Below are 18,313 nucleotides of genomic sequence, written 5' to 3' on the forward strand. Positions count from 1 at the left end.
CTGGGCGGGCGCGCGGCGCGGCTCGGGCATCTGGCGCTCTACGCGCTGATGCTGGTGGTGCCGCTGCTGGCGCTGCTGCGGCACTATGGCTCCGGCCGGGCCTTCGCGCCCTTCGGCCTGCCGCTGCTGCCGGGCGGGCGGGAGCGGATCGAGGCGCTGATGCAGCCGGCCAACCTGGCGCATGGCCTGCTGGCCTGGCTGCTGCTGGCGCTGGTGGCCGGGCATGTCGGCATGGTGCTGCTGCACCGGCTGTGGTGGCGGGACGGGGTGGCGGCGCGCATGGGGCTTGGCCGCGGCGGCGGGCCGCGCTAGCCGCCCGGCATGATGGTCATTGATGGTGGTGATGGGATGGACGCCCCGCCCCGCCCCATCTTGGCCGCAGGACATGGCGGGCGGCGCGCGCCGGGGCGGTCCGCGCCCGGCCACGCCCCCGCCCAGCTGGACCGCATCCCCGCCATGAAGAAGATCGGCTTTCTTTCCTTCGGCCATTGGGCGCCCTCGCCGCGCTCCGGCACCCGCTCCGCCGCCGACGCGCTGCTGCAATCCATCGAACTGGCCGAGGCGGCCGAGCAGCTCGGCGCCGACGGCGCCTATGTGCGGGTGCACCACTTCGCCCGGCAGCTCGCCTCCCCCTTCCCGCTGCTGGCGGCGATGGGCGCGCGGACGAAGCGCATCGAGCTCGGCACCGCCGTCATCGACATGCGCTATGAGAACCCGCTGGCCATGGCCGAGAATGCCGGCGCCGCCGACCTGATCAGCGGCGGGCGGCTGCAGCTCGGCCTCAGCCGCGGCTCGCCGGAGCAGGTGGTGGATGGCTGGCGGCATTTCGGCCACGCGCCCGCAGAGGGCGAGAGCGATGCCGAGATGGGGCGCCGCCACGCCACGGCCTTCCTGGAGGCGCTGCGCGGCGAGGGCTTCGCGCAGCCGCATCCGCGCCCGATGTTCCCGAACCCGCCCGGCCTGCTGCGGCTGGAACCCCATTCGGAGGGATTGCGCGAGCGCATCTGGTGGGGCTCCGGCTCCAACGCCACGGCGGTCTGGGCGGCGCGGCAGGGCATGAACCTGCAAAGCTCCACCCTGAAGGATGACGAGACGGGCGAGCCCTTCCACATCCAGCAGGCGAGGCAGATCCACGCCTATCGCGCGGCGTGGCGGGAGGCGGGGCATGCGCGCGCGCCGCGTGTCTCGGTCAGCCGCAGCATCTTCCCGCTGCTGGACGACCGCGACCGCGCCTATTTCGGGCGCGGCGGCAAGGAGCAGGACCAGATCGGCTTCCTCGACGAGAACACCCGCGCCATCTTCGGCCGGGGCTACGCGGCGGAGCCTGCGGCGCTGGTGGAGCAGCTGCGCGGCGACACGGCGATCGCCGAGGCCGACACGCTGCTGCTGACCATCCCGAACCAGCTGGGCGTCGATTACTGCGCCCATGTGATCGAGGGCATCCTGACACAGGTGGCGCCGGCGCTGGGCTGGCGCTGACTTTTTTCGGTGGGGCGGCCGGGGTTCGCCCTGGCCGCCTTTTTCGGCCGCGGGCGCCGGATTGTGGCGCCCCAATTGTGGCAGCCCTGCCCGCTTCGCCACATTCGCCGCAATCCGCCCGATTCGGGTGACCGGCGCGGCATCAACCGCCTCTTTTCTCGTAAATCAAAGCTTAAGCTTAAGCTGCTGACAGGCCCCGGAAGCCTTGTTCCAGCCTGGTTTGCGGCAGGGCAGGATCGAAATGTGGCGAAAATGCGGAGACATGCCGATTTTGTGTCTGGATTATGGCGCAGCCCTGCCCCAATTATGGCGTCAGCCAAGGAGGTTGCCATGTTCGATCGGAAGCACGTTTCGCAGGACGCCATGGCCGAGCGCCGCAAGGCCGCCCTCGCCGCCGAGCTCGCCCGTGAGGAGCGCGCCGCCGCCGAGCGCGAGAGCCTGGCAAGCTGGAACAGCTGGGGCGAGCGCAGCACCCTGACCATGGGCAGCTACGGCCGCTGGTAAGCGCCTCCCCGCTCCCCACTCTGAAAAAGAATCCCCGAAAGGCCCGGCCCCCCAGCCGGGCTTTTTTCGTGTGCGGCGCCCATGACCGGCATGGTCACAAGGGCTTGAAGCCGGCGGCCCTGTGGGTTGCCGGGCCGGAGCGTGGCGTCTAGCCCAGGGTATCACCTCGCCGCGGCTCCGGCCGTGGCCGGCGCCGCTCCCCCGCGGGAGCGGTGCCCACCACGCAAAGCGCGCGGACCCCTCGCGGGACACCGTGCCGCCCGAGGAGCCGCCCATGCCGCAAGCCCGCCCCCCGCGCCTGGCCGCGCTCGCTGTGCTGCTGACCACGCTGCTGACGGCGCCCGCCACGCGCGCCGCCGAGATCACCATCTCCTGCGGCGCGCTGGGCCAGGAGCTGGAGCTGTGCCGCGACGGCGCCGAAGCCTGGGCGCGGCAGAGCGGCAACGCTGTCCGCATCGTCTCCGTGCCCAATTCGGCCAGCGAGCGGCTGGCGCTGTACCAGATGATGCTGGCCGGCGGCGGCAGCTCGATCGATGTCTACCAGATCGACGTCACCTGGCCCGGCATCCTGGCGCCGCATCTGATCGACCTCCGCCCCCACAGCCAGGGCGCCGAGGCGCGGCATTTCCCCGCCATCATCGAGAACAACACGGTGGAAGGCCGGCTGGTCGCCATGCCGATCTACACCGATGCCGGCGTGCTGTTCTATCGCAGCGACCTGCTGGAGAAACATGGCCGCCCGGTGCCGCGGAGCTGGGAGGAGATGGAGGAGACGGCCCGCCTGATCCAGCAGCGCGAGCGCGAGGCCGGCAATCCGCAGATCTGGGGCTATGTCTTCCAGGGCCGCGCCTATGAGGGGCTGACGGTCAATGCGCTGGAATGGATCGCCAGCTCCGGCGGCGGCACGCTGGTCGATGCGGAAGGGCGGATCGACGCCGACACCGAGGGCGCGCGGCTGGCGCTGGCGCGTGCGGCGCGCTGGATGGGCAGCATCGCCCCGCAGGGCGCGCTGACCTACACCGAGGAGGAGGCGCGCGGGCTGTTCCAGTCCGGCCAGGCGGTGTTCATGCGCAACTGGCCCTATGCCTGGGCGCTGGCCCAGGGCGAGGACAGCCCGGTGCGCGGCCGCACCGGCATCGCCAGCCTGCCGCGCGCCGATGCGGAGGAGCCGAGCGGCGTGCTGGGCGGGTGGAATCTCGGCGTCTCGCGCTATTCGCGCCACCCGGCGGAGGCCGCGTCCCTGGTGATGTGGCTGGCCGGGCCCGAGGAGCAGAAGCGCCGCGCCGTGCAGGCCGCCTACAACCCGACCCTGCCGGCGCTGTACGAGGATGCCGAGATCATCGCCGCCAACCCGTTCTTCCGCACCCTGTACGGCACGTTCGAGAATGCGGTGGCCCGCCCCTCCCGCCCCACCGGCAGCAAGTACAACCGCGTCTCCAACGCCATCTGGACGCGGGTGCATGCGGTGCTGTCGCAGCGCATGCAGGCCGGCGCGGCGTTGACGGCGCTGGAGCAGGATCTGCGCCGCATCGCGCGGCGCGGCTGGTGAGGGCCAGCGCGATGATCAGCGGGCTGGAACGCCGCCGCATCCGCGCCGCCTGGCTGTTCCTGGCGCCCGCCCTGCTGGTGCTGGCCGCCGTCGCCGGCTGGCCGCTGCTGCGCACCATCTGGTTCAGCCTGACCGATGCCGAGCTGGGGCGGCTGGACGCGCCGCGCTTCATCGGCTTCGCCAACTACCTCGAATACTATGAGGGCGAATGGCTAGGCGTGCTGGCCGATCCGGTCTGGTGGGGCGCGGTGCGGCGCACGCTGTGGTTCGCCCTCGTCTCCGTCTCGCTGGAGGCGGTGCTGGGCATGGTGGTGGCGCTGGCGCTGAACGCCCGCTTCCCGCTGCGCGGCCTGGTGCGGGCGCTGGTGCTGATCCCCTGGGCGATCCCCACCATCGTCTCCGCCCGCATCTGGGCCTGGATGCTGAACGACCAGTTCGGCCTGCTGAACCACGCGCTGATGGGGCTCGGGCTGATCGACCAGCCGGTGGCCTGGATGGCGGATGCCGACACCGCGCTCTGGGCCGTCGTCATCGTCGATGTGTGGAAGACCACCCCCTTCGTCGCGCTGCTGATCCTGGCGGCGCTGCAGATGCTGCCGCGCGATTGCTACGAGGCCGCGCGGGTGGATGGCATCCACCCGGTGCGGGTCTTCTTCCGTGTCACCCTGCCGCTGATCCGCCCGGCGCTGATGGTGGCGCTGATCTTTCGCGCGCTGGACGCGCTGCGGGTCTTCGACCTGATTTATGTGCTGACCGCCAATTCCGCCGGCACCATGTCGATGTCGGTCTATGCGCGGCAGCTGCTGGTGGAGTTCCAGGATGTCGGCCAGGGCTCGGCCGCCTCCACCCTGCTGTTCCTGGTGATCGCGCTGCTGACCCTCGCCGTCATGCTGTTCGGACGCATGCGGCTGGAGGGGGAGGCCAGCCGATGAAAACCCTCTCCCGCCTGGGCTTCGCCCTGCTGCTGCTGGCCATCGCGGCCTTCGCGCTGTTCCCCTTCTACTACGCCCTCGTCTCCTCCTTCCGCAGCGGCAGCGCGCTGTTCGTGCCTGCCCTGTGGCCGGAGGCGCTGGACCCGCGCAATTACGAACTGGTCTTCACCCAGCAGGATTTCGGCCGCACCATCCTGAACTCGGTGCTGGTGGCGGGGGCGGTGGTCGCGGCTTCGATGCTGCTGGCGCTGGGGGCGGCCTATGCGCTGGGGCGGGTGCGCTTCCGCGGGCGGGGCGCGCTGCTGCTGGCCATCCTTTCCGTCTCGATGTTCCCACAGGTCGCGGTACTGGCCGGGCTGTTCGAGGTGATCCGGGCGCTGGGCCTCTACGACACGCTGCCCGGGCTGATGCTGGCAAATCTCGTGCTCACCCTGCCCTTCACCATCTGGGTGCTGACCACCTTCATCCGCGAACTGCCGGTGGAACTGGAGGAAGCGGCCTATGCCGATGGCGCCAGCCCGCTCACCGTGCTGGTGCGGGTGCTGCTGCCGCTGCTCTGGCCGGCCATGGCGCCGACCGCGCTGCTGGCCTTCATCGTCTCCTGGAACGAATTTCTTTTTGCTCTGACCTTCACCCTCTCGGCCGAGACGCGCACCGTGCCGGTGGCCATCGCGCTGCTCAGCGGTGGCAGCCGGCAGGAACTGCCCTGGGGGCTGGTGATGGCCGCCTCGGTCATCGTCACAATCCCCATCCTCGCCCTGGTGCTGGTGTTCCAGCGCAAGATCGTCTCCGGCCTGACCGCCGGGGCGGTGAAGGGCTGACCAGGAGCACCGCCATGGCGACCGTCGAACTGCAAGGGGTGCGCAAGCGCTTCGACCGGCTGGAGGTGATCCGCGATGTCGACCTCGCGATCGGCGAGGGCGAGTTCTGCGTCTTTGTCGGCCCCTCGGGCTGCGGCAAATCGACGCTGCTGCGGCTGGTGGCGGGGCTGGAGAGCGTCAGCGAGGGCCGCATCCGCATCGGTGGCGCGGATGTGACGCAGGCGACCCCGCGCGAGCGCGGCATCGCCATGGTGTTCCAGTCCTACGCCCTCTATCCCCACATGACGGTGCGGGAGAACATCGCCTTCGGCCTGTCCCTGCCGCGCGCCCGCCGCGCCGAGGCCGAGGCTCGCATCGCCGAGGTGGCGCGCATCCTGGAGCTGACGCCGCTGCTGGATCGCCTGCCGAAGCAGCTCTCGGGCGGGCAGCGGCAACGTGTCGCCATCGGCCGCGCCATCGTGCGCCAGCCGAAGGTGTTCCTGTTCGACGAGCCGCTCTCCAACCTCGATGCCAGCCTGCGCGGGCAGATGCGCATCGAGATCGCGCGGCTGCACCAGTCGCTGCGCAGCACGATGATCTATGTGACGCATGACCAGGTGGAGGCGATGACACTGGCCGACCGCATCGTCGTGCTGAATGCGGGACGCGTCGAGCAGGTGGGCGCGCCGCTGGAGCTGTATCGCCACCCGCGCAACCGCTTCGTCGCCGGCTTCATCGGCAGCACCCGCATGAATTTTTTGCCGGTTCAGGCGGAGGGCAGCGAGGGCGGTCTGGTGCGCGTCACCCTGCCCGGCGGTGGCACGCTCGCGGTGCCGGTGGCCGAGGCCGGCGCCACGCCGGGCGAGGCGCTGACGCTGGGCATAAGGCCGGAGCATCTGCGCCCGCAGGGCGAGGGTGCCGCCCTCACCGGCCCCGTCGAGGTGGTGGAGGAGCTGGGCGATGAGCAGCTGGCCTATCTGCGCGCGCCGGATGGCACGCTGCTGACGCTGCGCCTGCCAGAGGGCCAGCGCCTGCGCGAAGGCGAGGCCGCCACGGCCTGGCTGCCGCCCGCCGAGTGCCATCTGTTCCGCGAGGATGGCACCGCCCTGCCCCGGCTGCGCGACTAGACGCCGCCGGCCTTCCCGTCCGATGCTGCGGGCAGCGCCGCGCAGATGGCGCCCGACGGGAGACGCGAACCATGACCCAACGCCGCAGCCTGCTGCGCGCCGCCCTGGCGCCGGCGGCCCTGCCCCTGCTTGCCCCCATCCTGGCCCGCCCGGCCCTGGCGCAGGGCGCCTGGCCGCAACGGCCGGTCCGGCTGATCGTGCCCTTCCCGCCCGGCGGTTCCACCGATGTGATCAGCCGGCTCTATGCGGAGCGCATGGGCAACACGCTCGGCCAGCCGGTGGTGGTGGAGAACCGGCCGGGCGCCAGCGGCAATCTCGGCATCGATGCGGTGGCCAAGGCGGCGCCGGATGGGCACACCATCGGCGCCGTCACCGTCAGCATCCTGGCGATCAACCAGTTCCTGTTCCAGAGCATGCCCTTCGACACCGAGAAGGACGTGATGCCGATCGGCATGGCCTGGGAGACGCCCAACGTCGCGGTGGTGGCGCCGGAGCGCAACCGCGCCACCACGCTGCGGGAGTTCCTCGACTGGGCGAAGGCGAAGCCGGGCGGCATCAGCTACGGCTCCACCGGCATCGGCCAGACCACGCATCTGTCGAGCAGCATGCTGTTCGGCCGCACCGGCGTGACGGCGATGCATGTGCCCTATCGCGGCGCGGCGCAGACGGTGCCGGCGCTGCTGGCGGGGGATGTCGATTTCGCGCTGGACAACCTCGCCTCGCATATCGGGCTGATCCAGGACGGGCGGATGCGGGGCCTCGCCGTCACCAGCGCCGAGCGCTGGCCGACCCTGCCGAACATCCCGACCATGGCGGAGGCCGGGGTGCCGGATTTTGTCATCACTGTCTGGGGCGCCTTCGTGGCACCCACCGGCACGCCGGCGCCGGTGGTGGAGCGGCTGAACGCCGCGATGCGCCAGGTGGCGGAGAATGAGGAGATGCAGCGCCGCTTCATCCAGGGCGGCGCCAAGGCGCTGTGGAGCAGCGCCGAGGATGCCGCCACCCGCGCCAACCGCGAGCGGCCGATGTGGCGGCAGGTGGTGCAGCAATCCGGCGCGCGGGCGGAGTAGCGCGCCGGCGGAGTTGCCCTGGTGTCAGAGATCCAGCCAGGGCAGCTCGGCCTCGGGGCGCGCCAGATCGGGGTTCTGCGCGATCATGCGGTCCCAGACGCGGCGGGTGACGTTCTGCGCCTCGCGCAGCAGGGCGGTCTCGTCGACGGTCAGGATCTTGCCGTCGCGCAGGATGAATTCGCCATCGACCATCACGGAGTGCACGGCTCCGGGATGGCCGTAATGCACGATGTTGGAGACGAGGCGGATCACCGGCCGCAGCGCCGGCGTGTCGAGGTCGAGGAAGGTGAGATCCGCCTTCCAGCCCGGCGCGATGCAGCCGATTTCCTGTGATGCGCCGACGCTGCCGGCGGCATCCACCGTGACGGCGTCGAGGATCGCCTGCGGCCCCGGCAGCACGCCGCCCTCCACTGCGCGGCCACGGCCGGTGCGGTGCAGGATGGAGCCGATGCTCATGGCCTGGAACATGTCCTCGGTCATGTTGTCGCTGCCGAAGACGACGCGCACGCCGGCATCGCGGATCAGGCCGAGCTTCGCCTGATGCATGCCGCGGCGGCGGGAGATGCTGGCCGGGGTGTGCGCCATGGTGACGCCGCGCGCGGCGAGCCTCTCGATGTCCTCGGCCGAGCAGAAGGTCCAGTGCGCGGCGGTGAGTTCGGGGCCGAGGAAACCCTCGCGGTCCAGATAGGCGGCGGAGCTGGTGCCGCGCGCCGCCTGCACCGCCTTCTCCTCGCCCGGGCTTTGCGACAGGTGCACGGTGCGGGTCAGCCCGTGCTTCGCCGCCAGGTCGAGCAGGCTGCGCAGCATGGCGGGGGAGCAATTGTCCGGCGCGTGGGCGGCGACCTGGCAGCGCACGCGGTCGCCATGGCTGCCATGCAGCGCCTCGATCATCGCGGTGGCGCGGTCGAGGAACTGGGCGCCGAAGGCCGGGTCCTCGCGGTAGTCGCCATGGCGGATGCGGCGGGTGTCGATATCGGCGCAGCTTTCCGACAGCCACAGCCGCAGCCCGGTGGAAGCCATGGCCTTGCCGTAGGAGAGCACATGGCGGAACGGGTCGACGAGGGTGGTGCTGCCGCTGCGGATGGCCTCGACGCAGCCGAGCATGGCCATGACCGCGCGTTCCTCGTCGGTCATGGTGTAGGAGATGGGCGACATGTAGCCATAGATCATGTCGCCTTCCCAATCCTCGACCGAGCCGCGGAGCGCGGTCAGCACGGTGTGGGTGTGGGCGTTGATGAAGCCCGGCAGCACGGCGAGGCCGCGCGCATCGAAGCGCTTCACGTCTGGATGCGCCGCCTCCAGCGCGTCGCTGTCGCCCAGCGCCGCGATGCGGTTGCCCCGGATGAGGATGCCCTGCCCTGCCAGCACGCGCCGCGCCTCATCGCAGGTGACAACAGCGGCGTTGGTGATGAGCAGGTCCATGGTGGCATTCCCAAGCTGAAGGCGGGGTCCGGGGTGGCCCTGCCACCCCGGCGGGGTCGGGGGCGGAGCCCCCGTCTTTTCTTCTGTTACGGCTGTCCCGCGTCGATCGAGACACGCTGCAGCGCCTGCGCCTCGATCCCATGCTTGCGCAGGATCTCTCCATAGGTGCCGTTGTCGATCAGCCGCTGCAGGGAGGCGGCGATGGCGTCGCGCAGCGCGGTGGCTTCCTTCGGAAAGGCCAGGCCGGAGAGGTTGTCGGTGATGGGCCGCCCGACGGCCGCCCAGTTCTCCGGCTCGGTGCGCTGCAGGTGGGCCACGAATTCGGCGCCGAGGATGGCGCCCTGGGTGCGTTCCTGGCGCAGGTCGGTGCGGGAGGCGGTGGCGCCGTTGCTGCCCATCACCTGCATGGCCGGGCGGCCGGCGCCCACGCAAGCGCGCTCGCTCCAGGCCTGGGCGGAGGGGAAGTAGTTGGTGAAGCGCGGGGTGGAGACCGACTTGCCGCAGAAATCGGTGGCCTCGCGGATCGAGGCCGCCAAAGCGCGGGTGGTGAAGAGCTGCCCGCCGGTGGTGATGTAGTCGACGAAGGAGAGTTTCTCGCGCCGCGCCGGCAGGTCGGTCATGGAGGTGCCGCTGAAGTCGATGCGGCCGGTGGTGAGCGAGTTGATGATCTGCTCGAAGGACATCTCCTCCCAGCGGATTTCCATCCCGAGGTCACGGGCGATGGCGGTGACGAGATCCACATTGACGCCGCGCCGCTCATTGGTGGCGGGGTCCTTGTAGGCCATGGGCGGATAGGTGGCCTCGATGCCGACGCGCAGCACGCCGGCGCTGCGCACGGAATCGGGCAGCGATGCGTTCTGGGCCAGGGAAGGCGCGGTGCCCGCCAGCGCCAGGGCGAGGCCCGCCGCCAGGATACGCTTGAAGGAATTCATGCGACGTCTCCGGAGTGGGTTGCCGTGGTGCTGGCGGGGAGGCCGGTTCAGCCGGCCTTCTGCTCGCAGGCGATGTAGTGGGCGGCGATGTTCTCGCCGGTGGTGATCCAGACATCGCCATAGGCGCGGGCCTGGGTCAGGAAGTCGCGCAGCAGGCGCAGGCGCATCGGCCGGCCGCTGCATTGCGGGTGCAGGACGGTGGTGGCCATGCCGCCCCAGTCGCGCAGCTCCGCCAGCTCGTCGAGCCAGAGGGAGAGCACCTGCTCGCGCGTCAGCAGGGTGTGGCGGCTGTAGCGCTGCGACAGGCCGAGCAGCCAGTCGTCGTAGCTCGCCGTCACCGGCAGCTCGACCAGGCCCGGCGTGCCATCGGCCAGCACATGGCGGTAGGGCCGCACATCGTCGCGGAAGGAGGAGGTGTAGACCAGGCCACGCTCCTTCAGCAGGACGCGCAGCTCCTCGCAGAACTCGCCGGACGGCGCGCGGTAGCCCTTCGGCACCACGCCCAGGCGGCGCTTCAGAACTTCCAGGCCGCGATCCACCTCCTCCACCAGCATCGGGTCGCCGGGCTGCGGCATGATGTGGTGGAAGCCGTGATGGCCGATCTCGTGGCCATCCTTCAGAATGGCCTCGCACATCGCCGGATGCGCCTCGACCGACCAGCCGGTGATGAAGAAGGTCGCCTTCAGCTCCTGCTGGCGCAGCAATTCGAGCAGCTTGGCGGTGCCGACACGCGCCTCGTAGCCACCGAAGGACATGGTGACCAGCTCGGCATAGCGGGCCGGGTCCTTGGCGGTCCAGGCGGTCTCGGCATCGACGTCGAAGGACAGGAACATCGCCGCCTGCTGCCCGTCCGGCCAGGGATATTCGGGCGCCAGCGGCGCGCGGTTGGCCGGCAGCAGCGGCAGGGCGTCGAGCCCTGCCTTCAGCGTGTTGTCATTCGCCGCCATTGATCTGCACCTCGGGGATCATGCTCGGCGTCAGCTGCCACTTGTCGGCCAGGCGGGCATAGGTGCCATCCGCCATCAGGGCGCGCAGCGCGCCGGCGAGCGCCTGCTGCAGCTGCGTCTCCTCCTTGCCGGTGGCGATGCCCATCAGCGTGTAGCGCACCGGCTGGCCGATCGGGGCGTAGGTGTTGGGCTCCAGGCCCATGATGTAGGGCAGCGTCTCGCCGCCCTGCATGGCGGCGTCGATGCGGCCCTGGCGCAGCTGGGTGCGCGCATCGGCCGAGCCCTCGGTCGGCACATACTCGATCGCCGGGCGGCCCTTGGCGACGCAATTGGCGTCGCTGAAGGCCTTGATGTCGTTCGGCAGGGCGGTGCGGCGGCTGGCACCGACCCGCTTGCCGCACAGCGCCTCGGCATTCGGGAACTCCGCGGCGCGGCTGGCCTGGGTGAAGAACTGGCTGCCCGAGCGCAGATAGTCGATGAAGGTCGCCGTCTCCTGCCGCGACTTCAGGTCGGACATGCCGGAGAGGATGATGTCGACGCGGCCGGTGCGCACCGAGGCCAGCATCTGGTCGAAGCTGGTCTCCTGCCACTGCATGCGCACGCCGAGCTTCTCGGCGATGGCGTTGCCCAGCTCGACATCGAAGCCGGTGAGCTGGTTGGTCTGCGGGTCGCGCATCTCCAGCGGCGGGTAGTTCGGCACGATGGCGGCGATCAGCGTGCCGCGCGAGGCGATGCGCGACGGCAGGTCGGCCGCCTGGGCGGCCAGCGGCAGGATGGCGGCCGTGGCGGCCAGCAGCAGGTGCTTCAGCATGGTGACTTGTCCTTCAGGCGATGACGGCGGAGAGGAAGGCCTTGAGACGGGCCTCTTTCGGGTTGCCCAGCACTTCGGCGGCGGGGCCCTGCTCGACGATGGCGCCACGGTCCATGAACACGACGCGGTCGGCGACCTCGCGGGCGAAGCCCAGCTCATGGGTGACGACGATCATGGTCATGCCGGAGGCGGCGAGTTCCTTCATCGCCGCCAGCACCTCGCCCACCAGCTCGGGGTCGAGGGCGCTGGTCGGCTCGTCGAACAGCATCAGCTTGGGCTTCATGGCCAGCGCGCGGGCGATGGCGACGCGCTGCTGCTGGCCGCCGGAGAGGTTGGCCGGATAAGCGCCGGCCTTGTCGGCCAGGCCGACGCGCGCCAGCAGCGCCTCGGCCTCGCGCACCGCCTCGGCGCGGTTGCGGCCCTGCACCTGCACCGGGCCCTCGATGATGTTCTCGAGCGCGGTCATGTGCGGGAAGAGGTTGAAGCGCTGGAACACCATGCCGGTGGCGAGGCGCTGGCGGGCGATCTCCTTCTCCGGCAGCGGGTGCAGCTTCGTGCCCTCGATGCGCCAGCCGGTCAGCTCGCCCGCGACCCAGATGGCGCCGCTGTCGATGGTGACGAGCTGGTTGACGCAGCGCAGCAGCGTCGTCTTGCCGGAGCCGGAGGCGCCGATGATGCACAGCACCTCGCCGGCATGGACATCGAGCGAGACGCCATCGAGGGCGGTGAAGTCGCCGAACTTCTTGCGGACATCGACGATGGAGACGAGCGGCATGGCGTGTTCGGTCATCGGGGCCTCGCTCACCGGCTGCCGGCCGTGCCGCGGGCGAAGCGGCGTTCGAGCAGCATCTGCAAGGGCGTCAGGACGGAGACGATGATCAGGTACCAGAGGGCGGCGACGATCAGCAGCTCGATGACGCGGGAATTGGCGTAGTAGATGTTCTGCGCGGCGTGCAGGATCTCGGCGAACTGGATGACGCTGGCCAGCGAGGTCAGCTTCACCATGCCGATGAACTCATTGCCGAGCGGCGGGATCACCACCTTCATCGCCTGCGGGAAGATGATGCGGCGCAGCGCCCGCAGCCGCGTCATGCCGATGGCCTTGGCGGCCTCGTACTGCCCGGCATCGACCGAGAGCATGCCGGCGCGGATCACCTCCGACGTGTAGGCGCCCTGGTTGATGCCGAGGCCGAGCAGCGCGGCCAGCGCCGGCGTCATCACATCGACGGTGCGGACGGAGAAATCGCCGAAGCCCAGGCGCGGGAAGATCAGCGCCATGTTGAACCACAGCAGCAGCTGCAGGATCACCGGCGTGCCGCGGAACAACCAAGTGTAGCCCATGGCGACGCCCTGCAGCACCGGGTTGGGCGACATGCGCATCACCGCCGTGACGACGCCGAGCGCGATGCCCAGCGCCATGGCGGCGAAGGTCATCCACAGCGTGTTGTAGAGGCCCGCCATGATGGCCGGCGCGGTGAAGAAGGCGCCGACGAAATTCCATTCGATGTCGCCCACCGCGAAGGCGCGGGCCAGCCCCGCCAGCAGCAGGATGATGATGGCCACCGCCGCCCAGCGGCCCCAGTGCCGGTTCGGCACATGGGTGTAATGGGCGATGTCGGGCATGGAGGCGCGCTGCGCGGCCTGGGGATGGATGGGATCGGCCATGCGGTCGGTTCCTCCTGTCTCAGCCGCGCGCCGGCTTCTCGGCGCCGGTGCGGCTGGTGATCAGACCATACATCTCCGGGCGCCGGTGCTGGGCGAAGTTGAACATCTTCTCCTTGCCCTGGGCGCAGAGATCGAGGTCGCAATCGGCCACCACCACCTCATCGGCCAGCGTCCTCGTCTCGGCGACGATGCGGCCATTGGGGTCGACGATGCAGGAGCCGCCGATCAGGCCGGAGCCGTCCTCGTCGCCCGCCTTGGCCACCGCGACCGCCCAGGCGGCGTTCATGTAGGCATTGGCCTGGGCGGCGAGCTGCGAGTGGAAGGTGCGCAGGCCCTGATCCTCGGTGTCGCCGCCATTCGGGTCGTAGGCGGCGGAGTTGTAGCCGACCACCATCAGCTCCATGCCCTGCAACGCATAGACGCGCCAGGCCTCGGGCCAGCGGCGGTCATTGCAGATCAGCTGGCCCATGACGGGGGCGCCCCAGGATTCCGGGCCGTAGAAGGCGGGGAAGCCCATATCGCCATATTCGAAATAGCGCTTCTCCAGCTGCTGGAAGCGCGAACCCTGGCGCGGCTCGACCGAGCCGGGCAGATGCACCTTGCGGTATTTCTGCAGGATGGTGCCGTCCGGGCCCACCGTGACGGCGCTGTTGAAGCGCTTGCCGTCGGCGGTCTTTTCCGCATAGCCGACATAGAAGCCGACGCCGAGCGCCTTCGCCCGGTCGAACAGGGGCTGGGTCTGGGGCCCCGGCAGCGCGGTTTCGAAATACTCCTCCAGCTCGGCCTCGGTCAGCAGCCAGCGGGGGAAGAAGGTGGTGAAGGCCAGCTCCGGGAAGACGACAAGCTGGGCGCCCTGGGCGGCGGCCTGCTCCAGCAGGGCGATCATCCGGTCGAGCGTCTGGGCGCGGCTGTCGGCGCGCTGGGTCGGGCCCATCTGGGCGGCGGCGATGCGCAGGATGCGGGGCATGGGTAGTCACCTCGGGCAAAGCGGGGGCCTGGCCGGGGAAAACCGCCCCGGGCTTGGCCATGCGCCGCATGCTCGCACAGGAAACAGGCAGTTCAATCGCTTTCTCTATGCTATATGTAAGGAGACCAGTGACAGCGTTTATACCCTGCCCAGCAAATGACCCTCCGCCAGCTTGAGATCCTCCGCGCCGTGCTACGCCACCAGACCACCATGGCGGCGGGTCGCATCCTCGGCATGTCGCAGCCCGCGGTCAGCCACGCGGTGAAGCAGCTGGAGACCCAGCTCGGCTTCCCGCTCTTCGAGCGGGTCAACAACCGCCTCTACCCCACCGAGGCGGCGCGGCTGATCCATGCGGAGTCAGAACCGCTCTTCGCCCAGCACGCGGCGCTGGAGGCAAGGCTGCAGGAGCTGCGCCAGGACAAGACCGGCCGGCTGCGGCTGCTGGCCACGCCGCCGCTCGGCCATGGCGTCATCCCCGAGGCCTTGCAGCGCATGCTGGCGCGCCAGCCCGGGCTGCGCATCACCTTCGATGTGCGAAGGCTGGACGAGGTGGTGGAAGGGGTGGAAAGCGGCGCCGCCGAGCTCGGCTTCGGCGTCAGCCTGGAGGAGCGGCCTGGCCTGACCCTGCGGCCGCTGGCCGCCGCCCGCATGGTCTGCGTCGCCGCCCCCGACCACCCGCTGCTGCGCGAGCCGGTGGTGACGCCCGCCCTGCTGCGCCCCTGGCCGCTGATCGCGCTGGAGGCCGGCACCCGCATGGGCGCCGCCTTGCGCGCCGCCTTCCAGGAGGCGCGCGAGCCCTTCCTGCCCGCGGTCGAGGTCCGCTATGGCGACACCGCCCGCGCGCTGGCCGAGGCCGGGGTGGGGGTTGCGGTGATCGACCCCTTCTCCGCCGGCAATCGCCGCCTGCCGCTCTCGGTGCGGCCCTTCGAGCCGGCCATCCCCTCCCGCGCCGTGGCCTTCTTCGCCAGCCGCCTGCCGCTGTCGCGCGGGGCGGAGGCGCTGCTGCGCGAGATCCGGCTGCGGCTGGAGCGCCAGGGGGCAGCGGGTACCCTGCCCTTTCCGGGCTGAACCCGCGCAAGATAAGGTTGACGCGGCCCCGCTTTCCGGCACACCTGCCCGCCCCAGCCACAACCAGCCCGACTTAAGGCAGAGTGATGACCGAACTGGCCTTCCACAACAGCGCCACGCGCCAGCGGGAGATCTTCACCCCGCTCGACCCGCAGCATGTGCGCCTCTATGTGTGTGGCCCGACGGTCTACGACCTCGCCCATCTGGGCAATGCGCGCCCGGTGGTGGTGTTCGACGTGCTGGCGCGGCTGCTGCGCCGGCGCTTCCCGCGCGTCACCTATGTCCGCAACATCACGGATGTGGACGACAAGATCAACGCGCGCAGCCAGGAGAGCGGCGAGCCGATCGCCGCCATCACCGCCCGCACCACGGCCGATTTCCACCGCGACATGGCGGCGCTGGGCTGCCTGCCCCCGGATGAGGAGCCGCGCGCGACCGACAACATCGCGCAGATGATCCAGCTGATCGAGCGGCTGATCGCCAATGGCCATGCCTATGCCGCCGAGGGGCATGTGCTGTTCTCGGTCTCCAGCTTCCCCGGCTATGGCGCCCTCTCCGGCCGCTCGCCGGACGAGATGCTGGCCGGCGCCCGGGTCGAGATCGCGCCCTACAAGCGCGAGGCCGGGGATTTCGTGCTGTGGAAGCCCTCCAGCGACGACCTCCCCGGCTGGGACAGCCCCTGGGGCCGCGGCCGGCCGGGCTGGCACATCGAGTGCTCGGCCATGTCCTGGCGCTATCTCGGCACCGATTTCGACATCCATGGCGGCGGGCACGACCTGATCTTCCCGCACCATGAGAACGAGGTGGCGCAATCGGTCTGCGCCTTCCCCGGCTCCCGCTTCGCCCGGACCTGGCTGCACAACGGCATGCTGCTGGTGGATGGGGAGAAGATGTCGAAATCGCTCGGCAATTTCCTCACCGTGCGCGACATCCTGGGGCGCGGCGCCTGGGCCGGCGAGGCTTTTCGTCTGTTGCTGCTGAAGACGCATTACCGCGCCGCCCTCGACTACACGGTCGAGCGGCTGGAAGAGGCCAAGGCCGAGCTGGACGATTTCTACGCCCTGCTGGCCCGCGACCTGCCGCAGCCGGAGGCGGACGACGCGCTGGTGGCCGAGATGGCCGAATGGGCGCTGGAGCCGCTGGCGGACGATCTGAACACCCCGCTGGCCATCGCCCGGCTGCGCGACCTGCGCACGCTGGAGAATGTGGCGACGGTCGGCGGCTCGGCCACCACGGTGCTGCACCGCATCGGGCGGGACTGGCAGCCGGATTCCGGCCAGGCGGCGGCGGCGCTGCGCCAGGCGGCGGCGCTGCTCGGCTTGCTGGGCGGCGATGCGCGCGCCTGGCGCCAGGGCGGCGAGGGCGACAGCGCGGCGATCGAGGCCGCCATCCAGGCGCGGCTCGACGCCCGCAAGGCGAAGAACTGGGCCGAGGCCGACCGCATCCGCGCCGATCTGCTGGCCCAGGGCATCGTCCTGGAGGATGGCGCCGGCGGGACGACCTGGCGGCGGGCCTGACGCCTGGGGAGGCTCTGCCTCCCCAGACCCCTCCGCCGGGGGGACAGGGTCCCCCCGGACCCCGCCATCAGTGTGCGCCAAACTGAAGGCGGGGTCCGGGGTGGCCCTGCCACCCCGGCGGGGTTCAGGGGCGGAGCCCCTGCCTTACTCCCTTCACTGCCAAAGCGATGCCTCCGGCGATCCCCACCCACAGCGCCGGCCGCAGCCCGAATTCCACATCCAGATTGGCCATCAGCACCGGCAGCGGCGGCACGCCGGTGGCCACGCCGTACCAAGCGGCCTCCAGCAGCGCGGTGCCCAGCGCCGCCGCCACCGCCAGCAGCGCCAGCCGCCCGAGCGAGGGCGCGCTCCCCTTTGGCGCCAGCAGCCGGTAGCCCATCAGCCACAGGAACAGCCCGGCCATCAGGATCGCCTCGGTCACGTCGATCTTGGATTGCAGGGCGAAATGCACCAGCGCCAGCACGCCGATGCCATAGGCCAGCCGGTGCAGCGCCTGCCAGCGCCGCCCGCCCAGCCGCTTCACCCAGCCATCGGTCGAGGTGACGCCCAGCGCCACCAGCCCCAGCAGCGCCACGAAGCCGATGGTCAGGTAGATGCGCAGCACGATCTCGCTGGCGACCTTGCCCAGGTCCCATTTCAGGTCCAGCGCGTAGAGCACCAGGTGCAGCAGCGCATAGGCCAGGGCGGCGACGCCGATCATGCGCCGCAGCTGCATGGCGTTCGGCCAGCGCAGCATCTGCCGCAGCGGCGTCACCAGCAGCGACAGCAACAGGATGCGCACCGCCCAGAGGCCGGTCCAATGGATCGCCTCCATCACCGGCCGCCCGCCCAGCTCGCCCTGCGCCGCCCACCAGGCCAGCAGCGCCGCCGGCAGGCAGAGCAGCAGCAGCGTGCCGAGCTTGAGGGCGGAGAAGCGCCCTTGCCGGTCCCGCCAGGGGACGGCAAGGGGGGGCAGGGACAGGCTCGTGGACATGCGGGCTCCGGCAGGACGGTCGCGCTTATCTGGCAACGCCCGCCCCGGTCGCCAGGAGCGCGGCCGGCGCGGTTACATTTTGCACGCCGCGCCCCTTGCCTTCCCATGGGGGCAAGCCTGCATCTCCAGGGCGCCTGACCAACCGGGAGACCGCCATGACCCGCGCCCTGCGCCCTGCCCTCGCTGCCCTCGGCCTGCTGCTGGCCGGCCCCGCCCTTGCCCAGCACGCCGGGCATGGCGGCCACGCCGCGCCGCCGGCCGCCGCCGCCAGCCCCTCCACCGCCGAGTTCCAGGCGGCCAACGAGAAGATGCATCGCGACATGGCCGTGCCGCTGACCGGCGACACCGATCGCGACTTCGCCGCCGCCATGATCCCGCACCACCAGGGCGCCATCGACATGGCCCGCATCCAGCTGCGCCATGGCCGCGACCCGGCGATGCGCCGCATGGCCGAGGAGATCATCGCCGCGCAGGAGAAGGAGATCGCCGAGCTGCGCGCCTTCCTGGCCCGCCCGCGCTGAGGCCGCGCCCGGCGCGGGGCTGCAGCGGG

Annotated in this window: 19 protein-coding genes; 11 read left to right on the forward strand and 8 right to left on the reverse strand. The window is 70.7% G+C overall.

The window, feature by feature from the left end:
- The 8 genes from HMPREF0731_RS13180 to HMPREF0731_RS13210 form a co-directional block, all read left to right on the forward strand.
- The coding region (locus HMPREF0731_RS13180; protein WP_007004646.1) for a cytochrome b at positions 1-312 on the forward strand (312 nt) is incomplete at its 5' end.
- A gap of 144 nt (positions 313-456) precedes the next feature.
- A complete protein-coding gene (locus HMPREF0731_RS13185; RefSeq protein ID WP_040613306.1) occupies positions 457-1,479 on the forward strand; it encodes an LLM class flavin-dependent oxidoreductase in 1,023 nt (340 codons plus the stop codon).
- Between the two features lie 330 nt (positions 1,480-1,809).
- Positions 1,810-1,983, forward strand: coding sequence for a hypothetical protein (locus tag HMPREF0731_RS24360; RefSeq protein ID WP_157136105.1), 174 nt, complete (start codon positions 1,810-1,812; stop codon positions 1,981-1,983).
- Between the two features lie 274 nt (positions 1,984-2,257).
- Positions 2,258-3,532 carry an ABC transporter substrate-binding protein gene (locus HMPREF0731_RS13190; RefSeq protein WP_007004649.1) on the forward strand — a complete coding sequence of 425 codons (1,275 nt, stop codon included), beginning with the start codon at positions 2,258-2,260 and terminating at the stop codon, positions 3,530-3,532.
- An 11-nt stretch (positions 3,533-3,543) separates the two neighbouring features.
- Positions 3,544-4,464: a carbohydrate ABC transporter permease gene (locus tag HMPREF0731_RS13195; RefSeq protein ID WP_007004650.1), complete on the forward strand. Its 921-nt coding sequence runs from the start codon at positions 3,544-3,546 to the stop codon at positions 4,462-4,464.
- On the forward strand, positions 4,461-5,285 hold the full coding sequence (locus HMPREF0731_RS13200) for a carbohydrate ABC transporter permease (protein ID WP_007004651.1): 825 nt from the start codon (positions 4,461-4,463) through the stop codon (positions 5,283-5,285). Before HMPREF0731_RS13195 ends, HMPREF0731_RS13200 begins: the two co-directional genes overlap by 4 nt.
- A 14-nt stretch (positions 5,286-5,299) precedes the next feature.
- Positions 5,300-6,391, forward strand: a complete 1,092-nt coding sequence (locus HMPREF0731_RS13205) for an ABC transporter ATP-binding protein (protein ID WP_007004652.1) — start codon at positions 5,300-5,302, stop codon at positions 6,389-6,391.
- Between the two features lie 71 nt (positions 6,392-6,462).
- On the forward strand, positions 6,463-7,461 hold the full coding sequence (locus HMPREF0731_RS13210) for a Bug family tripartite tricarboxylate transporter substrate binding protein (protein ID WP_007004653.1): 999 nt from the start codon (positions 6,463-6,465) through the stop codon (positions 7,459-7,461).
- A gap of 24 nt (positions 7,462-7,485) precedes the next feature.
- Here the strand turns inward: HMPREF0731_RS13210 and HMPREF0731_RS13215 are convergent, their stop codons facing one another.
- From HMPREF0731_RS13215 to HMPREF0731_RS13245, 7 genes are all read right to left on the reverse strand, one after another.
- Positions 7,486-8,883: an amidohydrolase family protein gene (locus tag HMPREF0731_RS13215; RefSeq protein WP_007004654.1), complete on the reverse strand. Its 1,398-nt coding sequence runs from the start codon at positions 8,881-8,883 to the stop codon at positions 7,486-7,488.
- An 86-nt stretch (positions 8,884-8,969) separates the two neighbouring features.
- Positions 8,970-9,815, reverse strand: a complete 846-nt coding sequence (locus HMPREF0731_RS13220) for a transporter substrate-binding domain-containing protein (protein WP_007004655.1) — start codon at positions 9,813-9,815, stop codon at positions 8,970-8,972.
- Positions 9,816-9,862: 47 nt separating this feature from the next.
- Positions 9,863-10,762 carry a polysaccharide deacetylase family protein gene (locus tag HMPREF0731_RS13225; protein ID WP_007004656.1) on the reverse strand — a complete coding sequence of 300 codons (900 nt, stop codon included), beginning with the start codon at positions 10,760-10,762 and terminating at the stop codon, positions 9,863-9,865.
- A complete protein-coding gene (locus tag HMPREF0731_RS13230) occupies positions 10,749-11,573 on the reverse strand; it encodes an ABC transporter substrate-binding protein (RefSeq protein ID WP_007004657.1) in 825 nt (274 codons plus the stop codon). The genes HMPREF0731_RS13225 and HMPREF0731_RS13230 overlap by 14 nt, the downstream gene beginning before the upstream one ends.
- 13 nt (positions 11,574-11,586) lie before the next feature.
- Positions 11,587-12,363: an amino acid ABC transporter ATP-binding protein gene (locus HMPREF0731_RS13235; RefSeq protein ID WP_007004658.1), complete on the reverse strand. Its 777-nt coding sequence runs from the start codon at positions 12,361-12,363 to the stop codon at positions 11,587-11,589.
- 11 nt (positions 12,364-12,374) lie between these two features.
- Complete coding sequence (locus HMPREF0731_RS13240) at positions 12,375-13,238, reverse strand: amino acid ABC transporter permease (protein WP_007004659.1); 864 nt, start codon at positions 13,236-13,238, stop codon at positions 12,375-12,377.
- Between the two features lie 19 nt (positions 13,239-13,257).
- A complete protein-coding gene (locus HMPREF0731_RS13245) occupies positions 13,258-14,205 on the reverse strand; it encodes an N-carbamoyl-D-amino-acid hydrolase (RefSeq protein WP_007004660.1) in 948 nt (315 codons plus the stop codon).
- A 156-nt stretch (positions 14,206-14,361) separates the two neighbouring features.
- Here HMPREF0731_RS13245 and HMPREF0731_RS13250 point away from each other — a divergent pair, with 156 nt between their 5' ends.
- Positions 14,362-15,273 (forward strand): LysR family transcriptional regulator, encoded by a 912-nt coding sequence (locus tag HMPREF0731_RS13250; protein ID WP_007004661.1) that lies wholly within the window; start codon positions 14,362-14,364, stop codon positions 15,271-15,273.
- Positions 15,274-15,359: 86 nt separating this feature from the next.
- A complete protein-coding gene (cysS, locus tag HMPREF0731_RS13255) occupies positions 15,360-16,790 on the forward strand; it encodes a cysteine--tRNA ligase (RefSeq protein WP_007004662.1) in 1,431 nt (476 codons plus the stop codon).
- 124 nt (positions 16,791-16,914) lie between these two features.
- Here cysS and HMPREF0731_RS13260 read toward each other — a convergent pair whose 3' ends face one another.
- Positions 16,915-17,763, reverse strand: coding sequence for a protein-methionine-sulfoxide reductase heme-binding subunit MsrQ (locus tag HMPREF0731_RS13260; protein ID WP_007004663.1), 849 nt, complete (start codon positions 17,761-17,763; stop codon positions 16,915-16,917).
- A 155-nt stretch (positions 17,764-17,918) separates the two neighbouring features.
- On the opposite strand from HMPREF0731_RS13260, the gene copM reads away from it, so the two are divergent.
- A complete protein-coding gene (copM, locus tag HMPREF0731_RS13265; RefSeq protein ID WP_007004665.1) occupies positions 17,919-18,284 on the forward strand; it encodes a CopM family metallochaperone in 366 nt (121 codons plus the stop codon).
- The last annotated feature ends 29 nt before the right edge of the window (positions 18,285-18,313 follow it).

The sequence above is a fragment of the Pseudoroseomonas cervicalis ATCC 49957 genome (assembly GCF_000164635.1).
Taxonomy (GTDB): Bacteria; Pseudomonadota; Alphaproteobacteria; order Acetobacterales; family Acetobacteraceae; genus Pseudoroseomonas; species Pseudoroseomonas cervicalis.

Excerpts from the sequence above, each read along its gene's own strand:
- HMPREF0731_RS13235 (WP_007004658.1), bottom strand. The coding sequence starts at position 12,363 with ATGACCGAACACGCCATGCCGCTCGTCTCCATCGTCGATGTCCGCAAG.
- HMPREF0731_RS13210 (WP_007004653.1), top strand. The coding sequence starts at position 6,463 with ATGACCCAACGCCGCAGCCTGCTGCGCGCCGCCCTGGCGCCGGCGGCC.
- HMPREF0731_RS13260 (WP_007004663.1), bottom strand. The coding sequence starts at position 17,763 with ATGTCCACGAGCCTGTCCCTGCCCCCCCTTGCCGTCCCCTGGCGGGAC.
- HMPREF0731_RS13185 (WP_040613306.1), top strand. The coding sequence starts at position 457 with ATGAAGAAGATCGGCTTTCTTTCCTTCGGCCATTGGGCGCCCTCGCCG.
- HMPREF0731_RS13230 (WP_007004657.1), bottom strand. The coding sequence starts at position 11,573 with ATGCTGAAGCACCTGCTGCTGGCCGCCACGGCCGCCATCCTGCCGCTG.
- HMPREF0731_RS13225 (WP_007004656.1), bottom strand. The coding sequence starts at position 10,762 with ATGGCGGCGAATGACAACACGCTGAAGGCAGGGCTCGACGCCCTGCCG.
- cysS (WP_007004662.1), top strand. The coding sequence starts at position 15,360 with ATGACCGAACTGGCCTTCCACAACAGCGCCACGCGCCAGCGGGAGATC.
- HMPREF0731_RS24360 (WP_157136105.1), top strand. The coding sequence starts at position 1,810 with ATGTTCGATCGGAAGCACGTTTCGCAGGACGCCATGGCCGAGCGCCGC.
- HMPREF0731_RS13215 (WP_007004654.1), bottom strand. The coding sequence starts at position 8,883 with ATGGACCTGCTCATCACCAACGCCGCTGTTGTCACCTGCGATGAGGCG.
- HMPREF0731_RS13195 (WP_007004650.1), top strand. The coding sequence starts at position 3,544 with ATGATCAGCGGGCTGGAACGCCGCCGCATCCGCGCCGCCTGGCTGTTC.
- HMPREF0731_RS13220 (WP_007004655.1), bottom strand. The coding sequence starts at position 9,815 with ATGAATTCCTTCAAGCGTATCCTGGCGGCGGGCCTCGCCCTGGCGCTG.
- HMPREF0731_RS13250 (WP_007004661.1), top strand. The coding sequence starts at position 14,362 with ATGACCCTCCGCCAGCTTGAGATCCTCCGCGCCGTGCTACGCCACCAG.
- copM (WP_007004665.1), top strand. The coding sequence starts at position 17,919 with ATGACCCGCGCCCTGCGCCCTGCCCTCGCTGCCCTCGGCCTGCTGCTG.
- HMPREF0731_RS13245 (WP_007004660.1), bottom strand. The coding sequence starts at position 14,205 with ATGCCCCGCATCCTGCGCATCGCCGCCGCCCAGATGGGCCCGACCCAG.
- HMPREF0731_RS13200 (WP_007004651.1), top strand. The coding sequence starts at position 4,461 with ATGAAAACCCTCTCCCGCCTGGGCTTCGCCCTGCTGCTGCTGGCCATC.
- HMPREF0731_RS13205 (WP_007004652.1), top strand. The coding sequence starts at position 5,300 with ATGGCGACCGTCGAACTGCAAGGGGTGCGCAAGCGCTTCGACCGGCTG.
- HMPREF0731_RS13240 (WP_007004659.1), bottom strand. The coding sequence starts at position 13,238 with ATGGCCGATCCCATCCATCCCCAGGCCGCGCAGCGCGCCTCCATGCCC.
- HMPREF0731_RS13190 (WP_007004649.1), top strand. The coding sequence starts at position 2,258 with ATGCCGCAAGCCCGCCCCCCGCGCCTGGCCGCGCTCGCTGTGCTGCTG.